The sequence below is a fragment of the Heterorhizobium halophytocola genome, assembly GCF_017873095.1.
Taxonomy (GTDB): domain Bacteria; phylum Pseudomonadota; class Alphaproteobacteria; order Rhizobiales; family Rhizobiaceae; genus Allorhizobium; species Allorhizobium halophytocola.
In genome coordinates, this window is the sequence record NZ_JAGGJU010000002.1 from 353,328 (window position 1) to 370,131 (window position 16,804).

Genomic DNA, 16,804 nt, shown 5'->3' on the forward strand with positions numbered 1-16,804 from the left:
CATGGCCTTTCTGCCTCAATCGCGCCGGTGTTGCAAATGTCGTTGAGCCACGGTCGCACAGTCTCTGTGCAAGACTACAAAACCATGCCGTTCCGTCGCAGCGCACGATGTCATAAAACTGTTATAGATCAGAGACTTCATGAATTTTTGGTGACACAGAACCGTGGCCCGAACGGGTAGCACTCAAGGATGCGAACAGGGTTCACCTGTACGTCTCCGCGTTCGGCGCGCCGGCAATCGGGGTGGGGCAGACAAACATCAGGCGAAGGATTACTCATGTCAAAATTTTGGAACGCGGAAGACTTCCTCAAGGCCAAGCCGGTGCGATTTCAGCAACCGTCGAAATGGGCGGAGATCACGACCTCCGACGAAGGATTCCTGGTAAAGGTAAAGCATGAACTGCAAAGCAGCCTGCATGCAGACGAGGCTTTGAAAATCGACATCCAGGTTCGATACAGAGTGCCCGACGACATGCTGGAAAACGACGGCAGCAAGGTCATCGGGGCGGCCAAAAAGCATTTCCAGAAGCTTTTCGAAGAGCGGATGAAGAAATTCATGGGCAAGCTTGAGGATGATTGCCAGAAGCTCGAAGACGCGACGAAGTCCTATTTGGAGAGTATCAGGACCAAGAAGTCAAATTGGGAAGCCGATCAGGTCCAGCAATTGGAGGACTTCGTCAATTCCAATAGGGAGGTGGGCGCGAAGCAAATCCGCAAAGCCTATGAGGACAAGTTGCGGCGGCTTATGACGAAGGTCGCAGAAGAGGCGGTCGGGCTGACGATCCCCAAGTTCAAGAACAAGGTGGAGGTCGCGGAAAAGATAGTGCACGCGCTCTTGATCTACGGCGTGGTTGGTCTCGCCATCGCGGCGCTATGCATCGCAGCTCCCCCCGTCGGCGCCGCGGCCATTGCGGGTGTCGTGCTTACCGGTGTCTACCTGACGGCCAAGCAGTATGATGCCTATAAGAAGGCCAAGGAGTCTTTTCTGGCCCTGTGGAATAGATATTCGGACAGCCTCACGGTTTTCCAGTCGAAGCTTACGGAGGCGGAGAAGGCGATCCAGACCTCCCTGGAAGCCCTCGAAAATCTGGACCGTCACGGCTTCGCCCTGAAGGCGCAGCACAGCAGACTGAAAAAGGAACTCACCACCTGCAAGGCGGAACTCGAGACGGGAGGATCAGACCGGGATGGGGAGGACGCCGGCAAGCGCATCAAGGCGATCGAGGAAAAGATGGACCAGATCCAGCTCATGTTGGACCAGGGGGTGGATGGCTACCGCATAGAACTGGAAGGGGCGCTGAAGCTGGTCCAGAAACAATCGTTGAGGAATATCCCGAAGCGGAGCACCTGGTTCAACAGAACGCAGGAATTCGTCAAGAACGGTTTTGACTTTATGTCAAAGGTCGCGGGCGTTGTCGAGGAGCTTTAGCGGCCGGACGCGGTGCGCTATTGGCCGGGAGGGGCAAAGGCTCGATCGAAGGTCTCCGGTGAACCCCCGGTCGGTCTGACTGTGGTCAGGCCTGCTGGCTTGTTGAAAGGCCGGCGCGAGCGCTCACCAGGCCGCCTGATAGATGGCAAGAGCGTCTGCCTCCGTCACCGCTCGCGGATTGTTGACCAGCAGGCGTGTCTGGTTCATCGCGTCCGCGGCAAGTGTCGGCAGAAAGTCCTGCGGGACGTTCATCTCGCGTAGACATTGCGGCAGGCCGCAATCGGCCGACAGTGCCTCCAGCCGGTCGCAGAAGGCGGCGGCGCGAGCCTGGCCTTCGAGGTTTGCCAGGTCCGGAAAGGCAAAGGGCGCCAGTTCGCTATAGGCGGCCGGCGCCGTCACCATGTTGAAACGCAGCACATGCGGCAGCACAAGTGCGTTCGACAGACCATGGGGAATGTGGAAATGCCCGCCGAGCGGATAGGCGAGCGCATGCACGGCGGCGACCGGCGAATTGGCAAAGGCCTGACCGGCCAGCATCGAGCCGAGCAACATCTCGGCACGCGCTTTCGCGTCCGATCCGTCGCGCACGGCGACGAGCAGCGCGCGGCCCATCAGCGTCAGCGCCTGGGTGGCAAGGTTGCGCGACACCGGATTGTTGTTCGGGCTCGCCGAGGCATAGGCCTCGATCGCATGCACCATGGCGTCGATGCCGGTGGCGGCCGTGATATGCGGCGGCAGGCCATGGGTCAGCTCGGGATCGAGCAGTGCCACATCCGGCAGCAGGACCGGCGAGACCACGCCCATCTTCTCGCTGGTGCCGGTGGTGACGATGGAGATCGGGGTTACCTCTGAACCGGTGCCGGCCGTGGTCGGCACCAGCACCAGCGGCAGGCGGTGTCCGCGTATCTTGCCGACGCCATAAATCTCCTTCAGCGTCTCCTCGCCGCGCGCCAGAAGCGCAACGAGCTTGGCAACATCCAGCGACGAACCGCCCCCGAGGCCGACGATACCATCGACGCCGGCGCCTCTCGCCTGCGCGACTGCTTCCAGTATCGTGGCCTCGGGCGGGTCCGCCTGGACCTTGGAAAACAGCGCGACGGAGACACCCGCGCCTTCAAGCGAGGCTTTCGCGCGCGCAACGATGCCGGTTGTCATCAGGCCGGGATCGGTGATCAGGAGAACCCTTGCGCCGATCGTCGCCTGCACGATCTCGCCGAGCCTGCCGATCGCCCCGGCGCCGAATGTGATGGACTTCGCGGTGTTGAAGGTGAACGGGTTCAACGGCTTCTCCCTCCGTGGTGTCAGACGCCGGATACCTTCAGCACGCGCGCCAGTTCGCCGATGATGCCGCGGCGGAAGAGCAGAACGCTGACGATGAAGATCCCGCCGATCACCACCTGCACCCAGGAGCCTATGCTCGCAAGTTCGTGCTGCAGGGTAACGATGGTGACGGCGCCGATGATCGGCCCGAAGATCGTGCCCATGCCGCCGAGCAGGGTCATCAGGATGACTTCGCCCGAGGTCTGCCAATGGGCGTCGGTAAGCGAGGCAAACTGGAAGACGACGGCCTTGGTCGCGCCGGCAAGACCTGCCAGCGAGGCGGACAGCACGAAGGCGATGAGCTTGAACCGGTCGACGTTGTAGCCGAGCGACAGCGCGCGGGCCTCGTTCTCGCGGATCGCCTGCAGCACCTGGCCGAAGGGCGAGTGGATCGTGCGATAGATGATCAGGAAGCCGATCATGAAGATCGCCGCAACGAAATAATACATCACGATCGGATCGTTGAGGCTGACCAGGCCGAACAGCGTGCCGCGGGGAATGCCCTGCAGCCCGTTTTCGCCGCCGGTAAACGGCAGTTGCAGGGCGAAGAAATAGACGATCTGTGCCAGCGCCAGGGTGATCATGGCAAAATAGATGCCCTGGCGGCGAATGGCGAGCGCACCGACCAGATAGCCGAGAACGGCGGCCCCAAGCGCGCCGGTGATGATGCCGAACAGCGGCGGCAGGCCCCAGACCTTGATCGCATGGCCGGCAAAATAGGCTGCGCCGCCGAAAAAGGCGGCATGGCCGAAGGAGAGCAGGCCGGTAAAGCCGATCAACAGGTTGAAGGCGCAGGCAAACAGCGCAAAGCACAGCAGCTGCATGACGAAGACGGGGTAGAGAAAGGCCGGCGCCACGAGGATCGAAAGGATCAGCAGCCCCCAGAGCACGCCTTGCACGATGCGATTGCCGGGGGCGCTTTCGGCCGGTCCGCTGTCCTCGAATTCGCTGGCATTGCCGATGCCGGCCGTCTGTTCGCTCATGGCGTCGTGTCTCCCGCTTGCCCCGCTCATGACTGGCGCCCGAACAGGCCGGCCGGTCTTACCAGCAGCACCACGACCATCAGGAAGAAGATCACCGTATTGGCCGCCGGCGCATAAAATACCTTGGTGATGCCCTCGATCAGGCCGAGCCCGAATCCGGCCACGACGGCGCCCATGATCGAGCCCATGCCGCCGATCACCACGACGGCAAAGATGATGATGATCAGGTCGGCGCCCATCAGCGGGCTGACCGAATAGATCGGGGCCGCCAGAACGCCGGCAAGCCCGGCAAGCCCGGTGCCGAAGCCGAAGGTCAGCGTCACCATCAGCGGCACGTTGATGCCGAAAGCCTTGACCAGTTCGGGGTTTTCCGTGCCGGCCCGCAGCATGGCGCCGATCCGCGTGCGCTCGATGACGAACCAGACGGCAAGGCAGACCAGGACCGAGAAGACGATGGCGAAAAGCCGGTATTTCGGAAACATCATGAAGCCGAGATTGACGACACCGCGCAGCTGCTCCGGCTGGCCCGGATAGGGCGTGCCCGATGCGCCGAAGGTATTGATGAACAGGCCCTGCAGCACCAGCGTCACGCCGAAGGTCAAAAGCAGGCTGTAGATCGGATCGAACTTGTAGAGATGGCGCAGCAGCAGCCGTTCGATCAGCATGCCGAAACAGCCGACGATCACGGGCGCCAGCACCAGCGCCACCCAGAAATTGATGTGCAGCTGCTCGAGCCCGATCCACGCCCCCACATAGGAATAGAGGATCAGGGCGACGAAGGCGCCGGCCATGTAGAGCGCGCCGTGGGCGAAATTGACGACGTTGAGCAGGCCGAAGATGATCGCCAGCCCGAGGCTGAGCATGGCGTAGAACACGCCGTTGTTGAGACCCAGCATGCCCTGGGCGAGAATCAGTTTCAGCAACATGATGGCGGGCCCCCTCCTTAAACGCTCAGATAGTGGTTGAGCTTGTCCATGCTGGTGCCGACATCGGCATCGTCGATGCGGTCGATCACCCGCCCATGCTCGATGACATAGTGGCGGTCGGCGACGCCGGCGGCGAAGCGGAAATTCTGCTCCACCAGAATGATCGTATAGCCTTGCGCTTTCAGCCGGCGGATCGCCTCGCCGAGCGCCTTGACGATGACCGGCGCCAGTCCCTCGGTGATCTCGTCGAGCAGCAGCAGCCGCGCGCCGGTTCTGAGGATCCTGGCAATCGCCAGCATCTGCTGTTCGCCGCCAGACAGGCGCGTACCCATGCGCTTGCGGACCTCGCGCAGGTTGGGAAACATCGTGTAGATGTCGTCGAGGCTCATGCCGCCTTCGCCGACCACGGGGGGAAGAAGCAGGTTCTCCTCGACCGTGAGGCTGGAAAAAATGCCCCGCTCTTCGGGACAATAGCCGATGCGGCCCGATGGCGCGATGCGGTGAGCCGGCTTGCCGATGAATTCCTCGCCGCGCAGCGCAATCGAGCCGGTGCGCCGGTCGACCATGCCCATGATCGCGCGCAGCGTCGTGGTTCGCCCGGCACCGTTGCGGCCGAGCAGGGTGATCAGCTGGCCCTCGCCAAGTTCCAGATCGATACCGTGCAGCACATGGGATTCGCCGTACCAGGCGTGCAGATCGGCAATCTTCAGCAGCGGCTTGTCGATGACGGCCATGCTCATGCCTCCACCTCGTCTGCCTTGATGCCCATATAGGCCTCCATCACCGCCGGATCCTTCGACACGACGTCGTATGGACCCTCGGCCAGGATCTCGCCGCGGTTAAGCACGGTAATGGTATCGGCAAGGTCCGCCACCACGCCGAGATTGTGCTCGACCATGACGATGGTGCGGCCGACCGAGACATTGCGGATCAGTTCGGCCACCTGGCCGACATCCTCCGTGCCCATGCCCTGCGTCGGTTCATCCAGCAGCATCAGTTCGGGTTCGAGGCCAAGCGTTGTGGCGATCTCCAGCGCCCGCTTGCGGCCATAGGGCAATTCGACGGCGCGCAGATGGGCGAACCGCTTCAGGCCCACCTGGTCGAGCCGTTCGATCGCCTCATCGTCGAGCTCCGACAGCAGGCTCTTGGAGCGCCAGAAATGATAGCTGACGCCGAGCCGCTTCTGCAAAGCCAGCCGGACGTTTTCAAGCGCCGTCAGATGCGGAAAGACCGCCGAGATCTGGAACGATCGGACCACGCCGCGATTGGCGATCTCGACCGGGTTGAGGTCGGTGATATCCTCGCCGTTGAACAGGATCTGGCCGGACGACGGCGTCAGGAACTTGGTCAGCAGATTGAAGACGGTGGTCTTGCCGGCGCCGTTCGGGCCGATCAGCGCGTGGATCGTGCCGCGTTCGACATTGAGATTGACGTTGTTGACCGCCCGAAAGCCGCCAAAGCTCTTGCCGAGTTGTCTCGCCTCCAGAATGAAGTCGCTCATGACCGTTCAAGGCCCCCCGTACCGTGCCATTCGGCAGCATTTTATCGTGTGCGGATGATCGTTTTTAGCAGGCGGCCGTGAAGGGCCGCCTGCCTTGTGTCGGCTGGGTTCAGCTCACTCCTGCGCCATCGCGCAGCCGCCGTCCTTCAGCGAGGCATAGGCCTCGTTGCCGGGGATGGTGCGGACCACCTTGGCGACGTTCCACGGGTCTTCGGCGCCCTCCTGGACCTGAACGAGATACATGTCGTGCTCCAAAAGGCCGTCCTTGCGGATCATCCCGCCCTTGGCGAAGAAGTCATCAATCTTCTGCTTGCTAAGTTCGGCGCGCACGGCGTCGGAATCATCCGTGCCGGCAGCCTTGATCGCGTTGAGATAGGCAAGCGTCAGCGAGTAGTCGGCCGCATGGACGAAGGTCGGCGCCGCGCCGTTGGAGTACTTCATGTACTTTTCCTTCCAGGCACGCGACTCGTCGTCGAGATCCCAGTACCAGCCAACGGTAAAGTTCAGGCCCTTTGCGACATCGGTGCCGAGGCTCTTGACGTCGGAGATCAGCACCAGCATGCCGGCCAGTTGCTGGCCGCCTTCGACGATGCCGAATTCATGCGCCTGCTTGATCGCATTGACGGTGTCCTGGCCGGCATTGGCAAGGCCGATCACCTTGGCGCCGGACGACTGCGCCTGCAGCAGGTAGGACGAGAAGTCGGTCGAGGCGAGCGGCACGTCCGACGAGCCGACGACCGAGCCGCCGAGTTCCTTGACCACGGCCGATGTGTTGTCCTGCAGCGCATGGCCGAAGGCATAGTCGGCGGTGATGAAATACCAGCTGTCGCCGCCGTTCTTGACCACCGCGGTTGCCGTGCCAACGGGCAGGGCATGGGTGTCGTAACCGTAGTGGATGCCGTATTTGGTGCAGGCCTTCCCGGTCAGGTCGGCGGAAGCCGCCCCGGTCGACATCGTGATCACGCCCTTGTCGGAAGCGAGCTGCTGGACGGCCAGCGCGACGGCCGAGTTGGTAAGATCGGTGATCATGTCGACATGATCCTCGTCGATCCACTGCCGCGCGGTCGCCGAGGCAACGTCTGCCTTGTTCTGGTGGTCGGCGGAGATCACCTCGATCTTCTTGCCGAGCACTTCGCCACCGAAGTCCTCGACCGCCATCTTGACGGCGGCAACGGCGCCGTCGCCGGAAAATCCGGTCGAATAGACGCCTGACATGTCGCCGAGTACGCCGATCTTGACGACATCATCCGAAATGCCGTCGGCCATCGCCATGCCTGTTCCGAGAAACAGGGCGGCAACACTCACACTTCCATAAAAAAACGACTTCATGCACTCCTCCCAAGAGTTCATCTAAGAGTTCAACGCGGGTATCCGTCGATGCCTGGCCCGTTCCCGGGTCTATCCTTGTGCGAACTTCGGTGGCATGCCCCGCGTGTGCACACCGCCGCCTGTCCGTCCCGACCAGACATGTCTCCTCACGTCACCGCGCGCTTCCGGCCCTCCAGCCTTGGATCGCGGCGTCGTCTCCTCCTGGCCGCGCTTAAGCCTCGCTCCTCTTCGCGGTCCGCAGATAGTCTATGATAGCTGAGAAATCCCGGCCTGCACCGTTCTTTTCGAGAAAGCTGCGATAAAGCGCGAGCGCATGGGCGCCGAGCGGGGTCGCGTGCCCCGCATTGGCGGCTGCTTCCTGCGACAGGCCCAGATCCTTGGCCATCAGCTCGGCGGCAAAGCCGGGCTTGTAATCATTGTCTGCGGGGCTTTTCGGTCCGACGCCCGGCACCGGGCAATAGGTGTTGACCGACCAGCAGGAGCCGGACGACGTCGAGATCACGTCGAAGGCGGCTTGCGCTGACAATCCGAGCTTTTCAGCCAGCGAGAAGGCCTCGCAAGCGCCGATCATCGAAATGCCGAGCAGCATGTTGTTGCAGATCTTGGCCGCCTGACCGGAGCCGCCGTCGCCGCAATGGACCGTCTTGCCGCCCATCACCTCAAACAGCGGCAGGGCCTTGTCGAAGGCATCCTTCGCGCCGCCGACCATGAAGGTCAGCGTGCCGGCGGCAGCCCCGCCCGTGCCGCCCGACACAGGCGCGTCGAGCGGCAGCAGCCCGGCTTCCCCGGCGATACGGTGGGCTTCACGGGCGCTCGCCACATCGATGGTCGAACAGTCGATGACCACCGCGCCCCTCATGGCGCTTGGCAGGATCTCGGCCAGCACCGCAAGCGCGATCGGCCCGTTCGGCAACATGGTAATGATGAAGTCGGCGCCGGAGACAGCCTTGGCCGCGCTCGACGACGGCTGCATGCCCGCCGCCACCGCCTTCACGATGGCCTCGGCCACCGTGTCATAGACGCGGACAGTATGGCCGGCCGCCGCCAGGTTCGACGCCATCGGCAGGCCCATATTGCCAAGACCGATAAACGCTACTTCGGCCATGACGTCGCCTTGTGCAGCATGGGATCCTCCTCCCGCTAGAGTGCGCTTCGGCTGGACATCGGGGACTGCGAGCTTCCTCCTCTCGCGGTCCCGGTCCGATCGCCGGTTGCCGATGAAAACCGCGCCTGTCCGGCGGTGGTTTTGATCGATGGGAGGTGCATCTTATGCGCTTGGTTCCGCAAGGATAGGCCCTTGATCGCCATACCATTGTGCGCATATGCTCATACCATGGCCTTCGACTGGGACGATCTCCGCTATTTTCTTTCCGTGGCCCGCACCGGTCGTCTGACGGCGGCGGCGGCCCGCATGGCGACCGATCATGCGACGATCAGCCGACGCGTCAGGGCGCTCGAGGAGAAGCTCGGGGCCGCCTTGTTCACCCGCTCGCCGCGCGGCTACACGCTCACCGATGTCGGCGAAAGCCTGTTGCGGCATGCCGAGGACATCGAAAGCACCGCGGGCAAGATCCAGAACGAGATCGCCGGCGAGCGTTTCTCGCTGAGCGGGGCCGTGCGTATCGGGGCGCCGGACGGATTCGGTGCTTTCTTCCTGGCCCCGCGGATCGGCCAGTTGTCCAGGCGCAATCCCGAGCTGGAACTGCAGATCGTCGCCATGCCCCGGTTGTTCAACCTGTCGAAGCGGGAAACCGACATCGCCATCAGCCTGTCGCGACCGGAGCGCGGGCGGCTGTTTTCCCGCAAGCTGACCGACTACACCCTGCATGTCTATGCTGCCGGCAGCTATCTGGCCGAGCATGAGCCGATCCGGCGGCGTGAGGATCTGGCGAGCCATCTGTTGATCGGCTACATCCCCGAACTGATCTATGCGCCGGAACTCGACTATATCTACACGATCGGCGAGGCGCTCTCACCACGTCTTTCGAGCACCAGTCTGCTTGGCCAGGCGCGGGCGACGGAGGCCGGGTCGGGCTTGTGCATCCTGCCGGATTTCATGGCGCGTCACATGCCGCTGCTGCAGCCCGTGCTACCCGAGACGATCGAGCTTCGCCGCACCTTCTGGCTGACCGCCCACCAGGATTCGCGGGATTCGGCCCGGGTGCAGACCGTCATCCAGTTTCTGGTCGAGCAGGTGGAGATTTCCAGCGGTGAATTCGTCGACTCCAGGCTTCCACCTGCCGGTAAAACGGGCTGACGGACGGCGATGCGGCGCCTTGCCGGGTGACAGCCGCGCTCGCGCATGCCATAGGGAGCGCGCCTTTTCCTGAACGAGCTTCCTCCCCATGATCCGCATCGAGAACATCAGCAAGTCGAACAGTCACCGTATTCTCTATATCGAGGCGTCGGCAGCGCTCAATCGCGGCGAGAAGATCGGTCTCGTCGGCCCCAACGGCTCCGGCAAGACGACGCTGTTTCGCCTGGTGACCGGTGAGGATCAGCCCGACGAGGGCCAGGTCTCGGTCGAGAAGAACGTCTCCATCGGCTATTTCAACCAGGATGTCGGCGAAATGTCCGGTCGCTCGGCGGTGGCCGAGGTGATGGAGGGCGCAGGTCCCGTCAGCGAAGTGGCTGCCGAACTGGCCGAACTCGAAGCCGCGATGTCGGATCCCGACCGGATGGACGAGATGGACGCGATCATCGAGCGCTATGGCGAGGTGCAGGCCCGCTACGAGGAACTGGACGGCTATGCACTCGAGGGCCGCGCCCGCGAAGTTCTGGCCGGTCTGTCGTTCAGCCAGGAGATGATGGACGGTGATGTCGGCAAGTTGTCCGGCGGCTGGAAGATGCGTGTGGCGCTCGCCCGTATTCTTCTGATGCGGCCCGACGTGATGCTGCTCGACGAGCCGTCGAACCATCTGGACATCGAAAGCCTGATCTGGCTCGAGGCCTTCCTGAAGAATTACGACGGCGCGCTGCTGATGACCTCGCATGACCGCGAGTTCATGAACAGGATCGTCACCAAGATCATCGAGATCGATGCCGGCTCGCTGAATTCCTATTCCGGCGACTACGGCTTCTACGAGGCCCAGCGCGCCCAGAACGAGCTGCAGCAGCAAGCCCAGTTCGACCGTCAGCAGGCGATGCTGGCCAAGGAAATCAAGTTCATCGAGCGTTTCAAGGCCCGCGCCTCGCATGCCTCGCAGGTGCAGAGCCGGGTGAAGAAGCTGGAAAAGATCGACCGGGTCGAGCCGCCGATCCGCCGCCGGACGGTGGCCTTCGACTTCCTGCCTGCACCGCGGTCCGGCGACGACGTCGTCAGCCTGAAAGGCGTGCACAAGGCCTATGGCAGCCGCACCATCTATGACGGCCTCGATTTCATGATCCGCCGGCGCGAGCGCTGGTGCATCATGGGCATCAACGGTGCCGGAAAATCGACGCTGCTGAAGCTGGTAACGGGCACGACCGAGCCGGACCAGGGCGTCGTCAATCTGGGCGCCAGCGTCAAGCTCGGCTATTTCGCCCAGCATTCGATGGATCTTTTGGACGGCGAGCAGACCATTCTCGAGTGGCTGGAAAGCCGGTTCCCCAAGGCGGGCCAGTCGCCGCTGCGGGCCCTGTCCGGCTGCTTCGGCTTTTCCGGGGACGATATCGAGAAGAAGTGTCGGGTGCTGTCAGGCGGCGAAAAGGCTCGTCTGGTGATGGCCGCCATGCTGTTCGACCCGCCGAACTTCCTCGTGCTCGACGAGCCGACCAACCATCTCGACCTCGATACCAAGGAAATGCTGATCAAGGCGCTGGCGGCCTTTGAGGGCACCATGCTGTTTGTCAGCCATGACCGCCATTTTCTCTCGGCCCTGTCGAACCGGGTGCTGGAACTGACGCCCGACGGCATTCACCAATATGGCGGCGGCTACAGCGAATATGTCGAGCGCACCGGCCACGAGGCACCCGGCCTGCCGGTCTGATCCGCAGCCCGGCTCGGGATCGAAACCCGGGTCAGAACCTGGCCACCATAATGGCAGAAGCGGAAAGAGATCCGCGCGCCCTGCCGCCATCCGGGCGACAGGTCCGTCGTGAGGGCCAGAAGGCCGTGGCCGCCGCTGTCCCAGGCGACAAGCTCGGCGGCGTCGCAGTAGAACATGCAGCCGATCTGCGGATAGAGCGCCTTGAACAGGCTTTCCTTGGCCGAAAACGCAAGTGTCACGGCGAACGGATCCGGCGCCGGGCCTGACCGTTTGCGTTCATCCGCAGTCAGGACGTGACCGGCGATTTCGCCGGCCGTCTCGATATCGAGGAGTTTTTCGAGATCGATGCCGAGGCCTGCAAACTGTTGCGCCCTGCCGGTGATGGCGATCGCCCGGTCGCCGCTGTGGGAGATCGAGCCGACAATGCCGCGGGGCCAGAGCGGTGCCCGGTCGCGGCCCATGCCGGGAATGCTGTCTATGCCCGTGGAGCGCCGCAGCGCGGCGCGGGCGCAGCGCCGGCCGGCAATATATTCGGCACGTCGTCTGGGCACGGCCCCGAGGAGTGCCGGCGGCAGGGGAATGTCGTGCGGCTCGCCCACATCGCCGGTCCTGCCAAAGCTTGTCGCGACGCAATGACAGCCACAGTCCGGGTCGCCCCAGGGCCAGACGGTCTCCAGCCGGCCGAAGGCGAGGCCCTCCTCTGACCTGTCTGCAACCTCACCCGCTTGCGTCGCCATGGTTCGACCGGTCCCGTTTCTTTCACGCGGCAGGCGCTCGGCTCATGTGCCGGGCGTCGCGCCGCCGTCGACGATGATCTGCTGCATCGTGATGTGGCCGGCCTGATCGGACGCCAGGAACAGCACCGTGTCGGCGATGTCATCCGGCGTGGCGATCTTGCCGAGCGGAATGCCGAGCTTGAACTGGTCCGGAATGCCCGTGATCAGCGCCTGCTTCCGGCTCTCGTCCGCGAGCATGCCGGCCAGCATCGGCGTGTCGGTCGAGCCCGGCGAGACGACATTGCAGCGCACGCCATAAGGGGCAAGTTCCAGGCCGACGCAATGGCTGAGCGCCACCATCGCCGCCTTCGACGCGCAATAGGCGAGCATGCCGGCGCGCGGCAGGTTGGCGGCATTGGACGCGATGTTGACGACCGCACCGTGGCGTTGCTGCATGAACAGGCCGGTCCATTGGCGCAGCAGATGGAAGGGGCCCGTCGCGTTGACATCCATGCAGGCCGCCCAGTCCGCCGGCGTCAGGCTTTGACTGTCGCCGATGCGCAGGATGCCGGCGGCATTGACCAGCACGTCCAGCCGGTCCCATTCCCGCCGCAACGCCTCGCATGTCGTGGCGATGGCGGCGGGATCGGCAAGGTCGAGCGGCAACAGACGAAACGGTGGATCGCCCTTTGCCGGCTGCAGATCGAGGCCGATGACCTCGGCCCCTTCGGCGGAAAACCGCTCGGCGATGCGCCGGCCTATGCCTTGCGCCGCGCCGGTGACCAGCACGCGCCGGCGGTCGAATCTTGGTACTGTCATGTCCGGTCTCCGATCAGGCGGCGAGCCGCTTCTGCTCGATCAGGTCCCACCAGGCGTTCAGCGTCGGCACCCGCGCCAGTTCGTCGAAGCCAACCACCACCCCGCGCTCCTTGAGTTCTGCGGCGAGCATCATCACCTGCAGGGAATCGAGGCCGTAGAAGATCAGGTTCTCGTCCGGATCGAGATCGGTCTCGTCCTCGACCAGTTGCAGCACGCGGCCCTGCAGCCAGTCGCGGGTCGCGCCGCCTGCCGGACGGGCGATGCCGGCAAGGGCCGCCGTCGTCGTCACCACGCCGCATCGGGTGGCAACATAGCGCAGCGCCATGTGATGTTCGGCTTCGGAGAAATCTGCAACCGCGTCGGCGACCATGAACGGCTGGATGTCCTTCATGAAGGCCTCGATCGCGGTGACCATGCAGCCGATATGGGCGTAGACGCCGCCGATCACCAGCTGGTCGCGGCCCCAGTCGGTCATCCGCTGCTGCAGGTCGGAGCGTTCAAAGGCGCTATAGCGCCATTTGGTCAGCACCGTGTCTGCCGGATCGGGTGCAAGACGGTCGACCACTTTCTGCAGGGCCGGATCGGCGACCGTCAGGCCGGGGCCCCACATGTCGTTCAGCAGTGCGCGGTCCCCGGCGGGCTGGTCGTGCGGCTGGGCGGTATAGACGACGGGTACGCCATGCTCGCGGGCCCAGGCCTTCAGCCGCGCCAGATTGTCGATCAGGTCGCTCATCAGCGGGCCATCCCCGTCGTAGAAGCGCAGAAAATAGCGCTGCATGTCGTGGATCAGCAGCACGGCCCGTCCGGGGTCCGGCTTCCAGTCGGTCTTGTTGGTCGGCAGCGCCTCGGCTTTGGGCATCGGGTAATCGGCGATCGCGGGAATGGTCATGGTGTCCTCGGGTAAGATGGGGTCAGGCAGCGGCTGCGGACTGGGCGAGCATCTCGCGCAGCCGTTTCTTGTCGATCTTGCCGACGGCCGTCAGCGGCATCGTCTCGATGAAGCGCACGCGGTCCGGCAGCTTGTATTCGGCGACCCCGAGCATCAGCAGATGCCGGCGAAGGGCCGGTGCTTTCAGCGCGGGATCGCTGCTGACGACGAAGGCGCAACTCTTTTCGCCGAGCAGGGCGTCCTCCATGGCGACGAGGGCTGCGTGGGTGACGTCGGGATGGCGCACGATCAGGTTCTCGATCTCCTCGGATGCCACCTTCTCGCCGCCGCGGTTGATCTGGTCCTTCACCCGTCCGACGACCTTCAGATAGCCTTGCGGCGTGCGTTGCACGACATCGCCGGAATAGTAGAAGCCTTCGGCATCGAAGACGCGGGCATTGTGCTCCGGTGCCCGGTAGTAGCCGCGGAAGGTGTAGGGGCCACGGGTGGCAAGCATGCCGGGTTCGCCTTCGGGCACCGGATGCCCGTCCTCGTCGACGATCCTGATTTCGTCGTCCTCGCTGATCGGCCGTCCCTGGGTGGTGAACACCAGGTGATCCGGATCGCCGAGCCGGGTATAGTTGACCAGCCCCTCGGCCATGCCGAACACCTGCTGCAGCGCGCAACCGAGCACCTCGGGCACCTTGCGCGCCAGCGCTTCGGCAAAGCTTGCGCCGCCGACCTGCACCAGTCTCAGCGAGCGCAGGCGGTCGCGGTGGGCGGGCGCTGCCTGCAGCCACAGGGCCACGGCCGGCGGCACCAGCGGCACGATGTCGACGGCGTGCTTCTCGATCAGGTCGAAGCAGGTGAGCGGTTCGGGATTGGGCGCCATCACCACCGTTCCGCCGGCGTGGAATACGCCGAGCGCGCCCGGCGAACTCATCGGGTAATTATGCGCGGCCGGCAGCGCGCAGAGCAGGCGCGTCTCGGGTGTGAGCCCGCAGATCTCGGCACTGGCCCGCACACTGTAGTCGTAGTCGTTATGGGTGCGCGGGATCAGCTTTGGCGTGCCGGTGCTACCGCCCGACAGCTGGAAGAAGGCGACCTCGTCCGCTGCCGAGGGACCGAAGGCGGGCGCGTAGGATGGCGGGGTTTCAAGCCAGTGGGTGAGGTCGCGCGCCGGATCCCCGTCGCCGAGCAGAAGGCAAAGCGACAGGTCGGGCGAGACGGTCTGCAACTCGTTCAGGAAGTCGTCGCCACCGAAAAGTTCATGGGCGCGGGCACCGATGAAGAGTTTTGGCTGGATCTGCTCGGCATAGGAGGTCAGCTCAAGACGCCGATGGCTGTAGAGTGCATTGATCGGGGCCGCGCCGATCTTCAGCAGGGCGAAGAAGACGAGGTAGAATTCCGCCACGTTGGGAAGCTGGACCAGGGCGGTGTCGCCCTGGCGGATGCCCTCGCTCGCCAGCCGGCTTGCGAGGTTGAAGGACAGCCTGTCGAAGCTGTCATAGGAGATCTTGCGGTCACCGCAGATGATCGCGGTGGCGTCGGGCCGCCATCCGGCCTGCTCCGTCAGGATGCCGGTCAGCGGCCGGTCGATCCAGTGGCCGCGGTCGCGGTAGCGACGTGCGAGCGCATCCGGCCAGCGTTGAAATTCGATTGTCATGGTCCGTCCCTAGATTTTTGTTGTCTTCGTCGTCAGGCGTCGAGCCCGCAGGCGTTCAGCATGGTTTTCAGCTTCGTCTGCACCTCCGCCCATTCCGACTTGGGCTCGGAGGCCTCGACGATGCCGGCGCCGGCAAACAGCGTGACCGTGTTGCGCCGAACCATGCCGCAACGGATCGTCACCACCCATTCGCCATTGCCCTCGGCGTCGCACCAGCCGACCATGCCGGTAAACAGGCCGCGCTCGAACGGCTCGACGAAGCGGATCAGCCGATGCGCCCGCTCGGTCGGGAAGCCGCACACCGCCGGCGTCGGGTGAAGCCGGCAGGCAAGCTGCAGGGCACTCAGGGTGGGGTCGGCGACCGTGCCCTCGATGCGGGTCGACAGGTGCCAGAGGGCCGCCGTGTTGATCAGCGACGGCCGATCGGGCACGTCGAGCGCGGCGCAAAGCGGGGCAAGGCGTTGGCGAATGTCGTGGATGACGAGGCTGTGCTCGTACTGGTCCTTGGTCGAGGCGGCGAGTGCCTCGGCATGGGCCTGATCGGCCTGCGGATCAGCCATCCGCCTGGCCGATCCGGCCAGCGGATTGGAGAGGATCCGGTCGCCCTCCTTGCGCATCAGCAGTTCCGGGCTGACGCCGATCAGATCGCCGCCATCGGGCAGCGGAATACGGAACTGAAACCCCTTGCGGTTCTGTTCACCGAGATTGGCCAGCAGGCGATCGACATCGATGTCGCCGGCAAAGGTCAGCTCGCGCATCACCGAGAGCACGACCTTGCGCACATCGGAATGCCGGAAATTGACGATGGCATGCTCCACTGCGCGCTTGAACCCGGTCTCGTCGGGCAGGCTTTTCTGCGCTATCAGGGCGGGCATGGCGGCATCCGCGACCACCGGCCTCAAGGGGCGGGTATGCCACTCATGGTTGTCCGGCACGTAAAGGCAGGACGGCTCGCTGACGTCGAAGGGGATTGCGCCGATCAGCACGGGATTGGCGTCACCAGCCTGGCGGGCTCTGGCAAACGCCGCGGCGATCGCCGCCTGAAAAGCCCCATGCTGATTCTCTCCCCCGGTCGCGGGCAGTGCGATGGCCTCGCGAATACCGGTAGCCCGAAGTTCCCTTTCGCCCGAGGTGAATAGAAAAGAACGATTGGAATCAATCGAGTGGGCAGGCTGTTCGTGCGTGGCCCTGAGTGCTCCCGTTTGCATGGGACACCTCCTATGCGGGTGGTTGACGTCGATTTATACTTGAGTATGATAATCATGTTTTGTCAACAGCCA

The 16,804-nt window shown here is 63.8% G+C and carries 15 protein-coding genes; 3 read left to right on the forward strand and 12 right to left on the reverse strand.

The window, feature by feature from the left end; all coding sequences use genetic code 11:
* Positions 1–276 precede the first annotated feature (276 nt).
* Entirely contained in the window at positions 277–1,428 is a 1,152-nt protein-coding gene (locus J2Z17_RS04825) for a hypothetical protein (RefSeq protein ID WP_209942711.1), read from the forward strand.
* A gap of 123 nt (positions 1,429–1,551) precedes the next feature.
* Here J2Z17_RS04825 and J2Z17_RS04830 read toward each other — a convergent pair whose 3' ends face one another.
* The 7 genes from J2Z17_RS04830 to mmsB form a co-directional block, all read right to left on the reverse strand.
* On the reverse strand, positions 1,552–2,709 hold the full coding sequence (locus J2Z17_RS04830; RefSeq protein ID WP_209942713.1) for an iron-containing alcohol dehydrogenase: 1,158 nt from the start codon (positions 2,707–2,709) through the stop codon (positions 1,552–1,554).
* A gap of 20 nt (positions 2,710–2,729) precedes the next feature.
* Positions 2,730–3,731 (reverse strand): branched-chain amino acid ABC transporter permease, encoded by a 1,002-nt coding sequence (locus tag J2Z17_RS04835; protein WP_209942715.1) that lies wholly within the window; start codon positions 3,729–3,731, stop codon positions 2,730–2,732.
* A 26-nt stretch (positions 3,732–3,757) separates the two neighbouring features.
* The gene (locus tag J2Z17_RS04840) at positions 3,758–4,651 is read right to left on the reverse strand and encodes a branched-chain amino acid ABC transporter permease (protein WP_209942975.1); all 894 of its coding nucleotides are present in this window, start codon (positions 4,649–4,651) and stop codon (positions 3,758–3,760) included.
* Between the two features lie 23 nt (positions 4,652–4,674).
* Positions 4,675–5,397, reverse strand: coding sequence for an ABC transporter ATP-binding protein (locus tag J2Z17_RS04845; RefSeq protein ID WP_245223868.1), 723 nt, complete (start codon positions 5,395–5,397; stop codon positions 4,675–4,677).
* A complete protein-coding gene (locus J2Z17_RS04850) occupies positions 5,394–6,158 on the reverse strand; it encodes an ABC transporter ATP-binding protein (RefSeq protein WP_209942717.1) in 765 nt (254 codons plus the stop codon). The genes J2Z17_RS04845 and J2Z17_RS04850 overlap by 4 nt, the downstream gene beginning before the upstream one ends.
* A 114-nt stretch (positions 6,159–6,272) precedes the next feature.
* Positions 6,273–7,487: an ABC transporter substrate-binding protein gene (locus tag J2Z17_RS04855; RefSeq protein WP_209942719.1), complete on the reverse strand. Its 1,215-nt coding sequence runs from the start codon at positions 7,485–7,487 to the stop codon at positions 6,273–6,275.
* Positions 7,488–7,698: 211 nt separating this feature from the next.
* On the reverse strand, positions 7,699–8,592 hold the full coding sequence (gene mmsB / locus J2Z17_RS04860) for a 3-hydroxyisobutyrate dehydrogenase (RefSeq protein WP_209942722.1): 894 nt from the start codon (positions 8,590–8,592) through the stop codon (positions 7,699–7,701).
* Between the two features lie 228 nt (positions 8,593–8,820).
* On the opposite strand from mmsB, the gene J2Z17_RS04865 reads away from it, so the two are divergent.
* The gene (locus tag J2Z17_RS04865; protein WP_209942724.1) at positions 8,821–9,744 is read left to right on the forward strand and encodes a LysR family transcriptional regulator; all 924 of its coding nucleotides are present in this window, start codon (positions 8,821–8,823) and stop codon (positions 9,742–9,744) included.
* Between the two features lie 88 nt (positions 9,745–9,832).
* Entirely contained in the window at positions 9,833–11,455 is a 1,623-nt protein-coding gene (gene abc-f, locus J2Z17_RS04870) for a ribosomal protection-like ABC-F family protein (RefSeq protein ID WP_209942727.1), read from the forward strand.
* Here abc-f and J2Z17_RS04875 read toward each other — a convergent pair.
* The 5 genes from J2Z17_RS04875 to J2Z17_RS04895 are packed head-to-tail and all read right to left on the reverse strand — an operon-like array spanning position 11,401 to position 16,732.
* Positions 11,401–12,192 carry a 4'-phosphopantetheinyl transferase family protein gene (locus tag J2Z17_RS04875; protein ID WP_209942729.1) on the reverse strand — a complete coding sequence of 264 codons (792 nt, stop codon included), beginning with the start codon at positions 12,190–12,192 and terminating at the stop codon, positions 11,401–11,403. The genes abc-f and J2Z17_RS04875 overlap by 55 nt on opposite strands.
* A gap of 42 nt (positions 12,193–12,234) precedes the next feature.
* Positions 12,235–12,990 carry a 2,3-dihydro-2,3-dihydroxybenzoate dehydrogenase gene (gene dhbA, locus J2Z17_RS04880; protein ID WP_209942731.1) on the reverse strand — a complete coding sequence of 252 codons (756 nt, stop codon included), beginning with the start codon at positions 12,988–12,990 and terminating at the stop codon, positions 12,235–12,237.
* 13 nt (positions 12,991–13,003) lie between these two features.
* Positions 13,004–13,879, reverse strand: coding sequence for an isochorismatase (locus J2Z17_RS04885; protein WP_209942733.1), 876 nt, complete (start codon positions 13,877–13,879; stop codon positions 13,004–13,006).
* Positions 13,880–13,901: 22 nt separating this feature from the next.
* Entirely contained in the window at positions 13,902–15,524 is a 1,623-nt protein-coding gene (locus J2Z17_RS04890) for a (2,3-dihydroxybenzoyl)adenylate synthase (RefSeq protein WP_209942735.1), read from the reverse strand.
* A gap of 32 nt (positions 15,525–15,556) precedes the next feature.
* Positions 15,557–16,732, reverse strand: coding sequence for an isochorismate synthase (locus tag J2Z17_RS04895; RefSeq protein ID WP_209942736.1), 1,176 nt, complete (start codon positions 16,730–16,732; stop codon positions 15,557–15,559).
* Positions 16,733–16,804 lie beyond the last annotated feature (72 nt).

What these genes read in the sequence shown, in the direction of transcription:
- J2Z17_RS04835 (WP_209942715.1), bottom strand. Translation starts at nt 3,731, where the DNA reads ATGAGCGAACAGACGGCCGGCATCGGCAATGCCAGCGAATTCGAGGAC.
- abc-f (WP_209942727.1), top strand. Translation starts at nt 9,833, where the DNA reads ATGATCCGCATCGAGAACATCAGCAAGTCGAACAGTCACCGTATTCTC.
- J2Z17_RS04875 (WP_209942729.1), bottom strand. Translation starts at nt 12,192, where the DNA reads ATGGCGACGCAAGCGGGTGAGGTTGCAGACAGGTCAGAGGAGGGCCTC.
- J2Z17_RS04890 (WP_209942735.1), bottom strand. Translation starts at nt 15,524, where the DNA reads ATGACAATCGAATTTCAACGCTGGCCGGATGCGCTCGCACGTCGCTAC.
- mmsB (WP_209942722.1), bottom strand. Translation starts at nt 8,592, where the DNA reads ATGGCCGAAGTAGCGTTTATCGGTCTTGGCAATATGGGCCTGCCGATG.
- J2Z17_RS04850 (WP_209942717.1), bottom strand. Translation starts at nt 6,158, where the DNA reads ATGAGCGACTTCATTCTGGAGGCGAGACAACTCGGCAAGAGCTTTGGC.
- J2Z17_RS04845 (WP_245223868.1), bottom strand. Translation starts at nt 5,397, where the DNA reads ATGAGCATGGCCGTCATCGACAAGCCGCTGCTGAAGATTGCCGATCTG.
- J2Z17_RS04865 (WP_209942724.1), top strand. Translation starts at nt 8,821, where the DNA reads ATGGCCTTCGACTGGGACGATCTCCGCTATTTTCTTTCCGTGGCCCGC.
- J2Z17_RS04825 (WP_209942711.1), top strand. Translation starts at nt 277, where the DNA reads ATGTCAAAATTTTGGAACGCGGAAGACTTCCTCAAGGCCAAGCCGGTG.
- dhbA (WP_209942731.1), bottom strand. Translation starts at nt 12,990, where the DNA reads ATGACAGTACCAAGATTCGACCGCCGGCGCGTGCTGGTCACCGGCGCG.
- J2Z17_RS04885 (WP_209942733.1), bottom strand. Translation starts at nt 13,879, where the DNA reads ATGACCATTCCCGCGATCGCCGATTACCCGATGCCCAAAGCCGAGGCG.
- J2Z17_RS04855 (WP_209942719.1), bottom strand. Translation starts at nt 7,487, where the DNA reads ATGAAGTCGTTTTTTTATGGAAGTGTGAGTGTTGCCGCCCTGTTTCTC.
- J2Z17_RS04895 (WP_209942736.1), bottom strand. Translation starts at nt 16,732, where the DNA reads ATGCAAACGGGAGCACTCAGGGCCACGCACGAACAGCCTGCCCACTCG.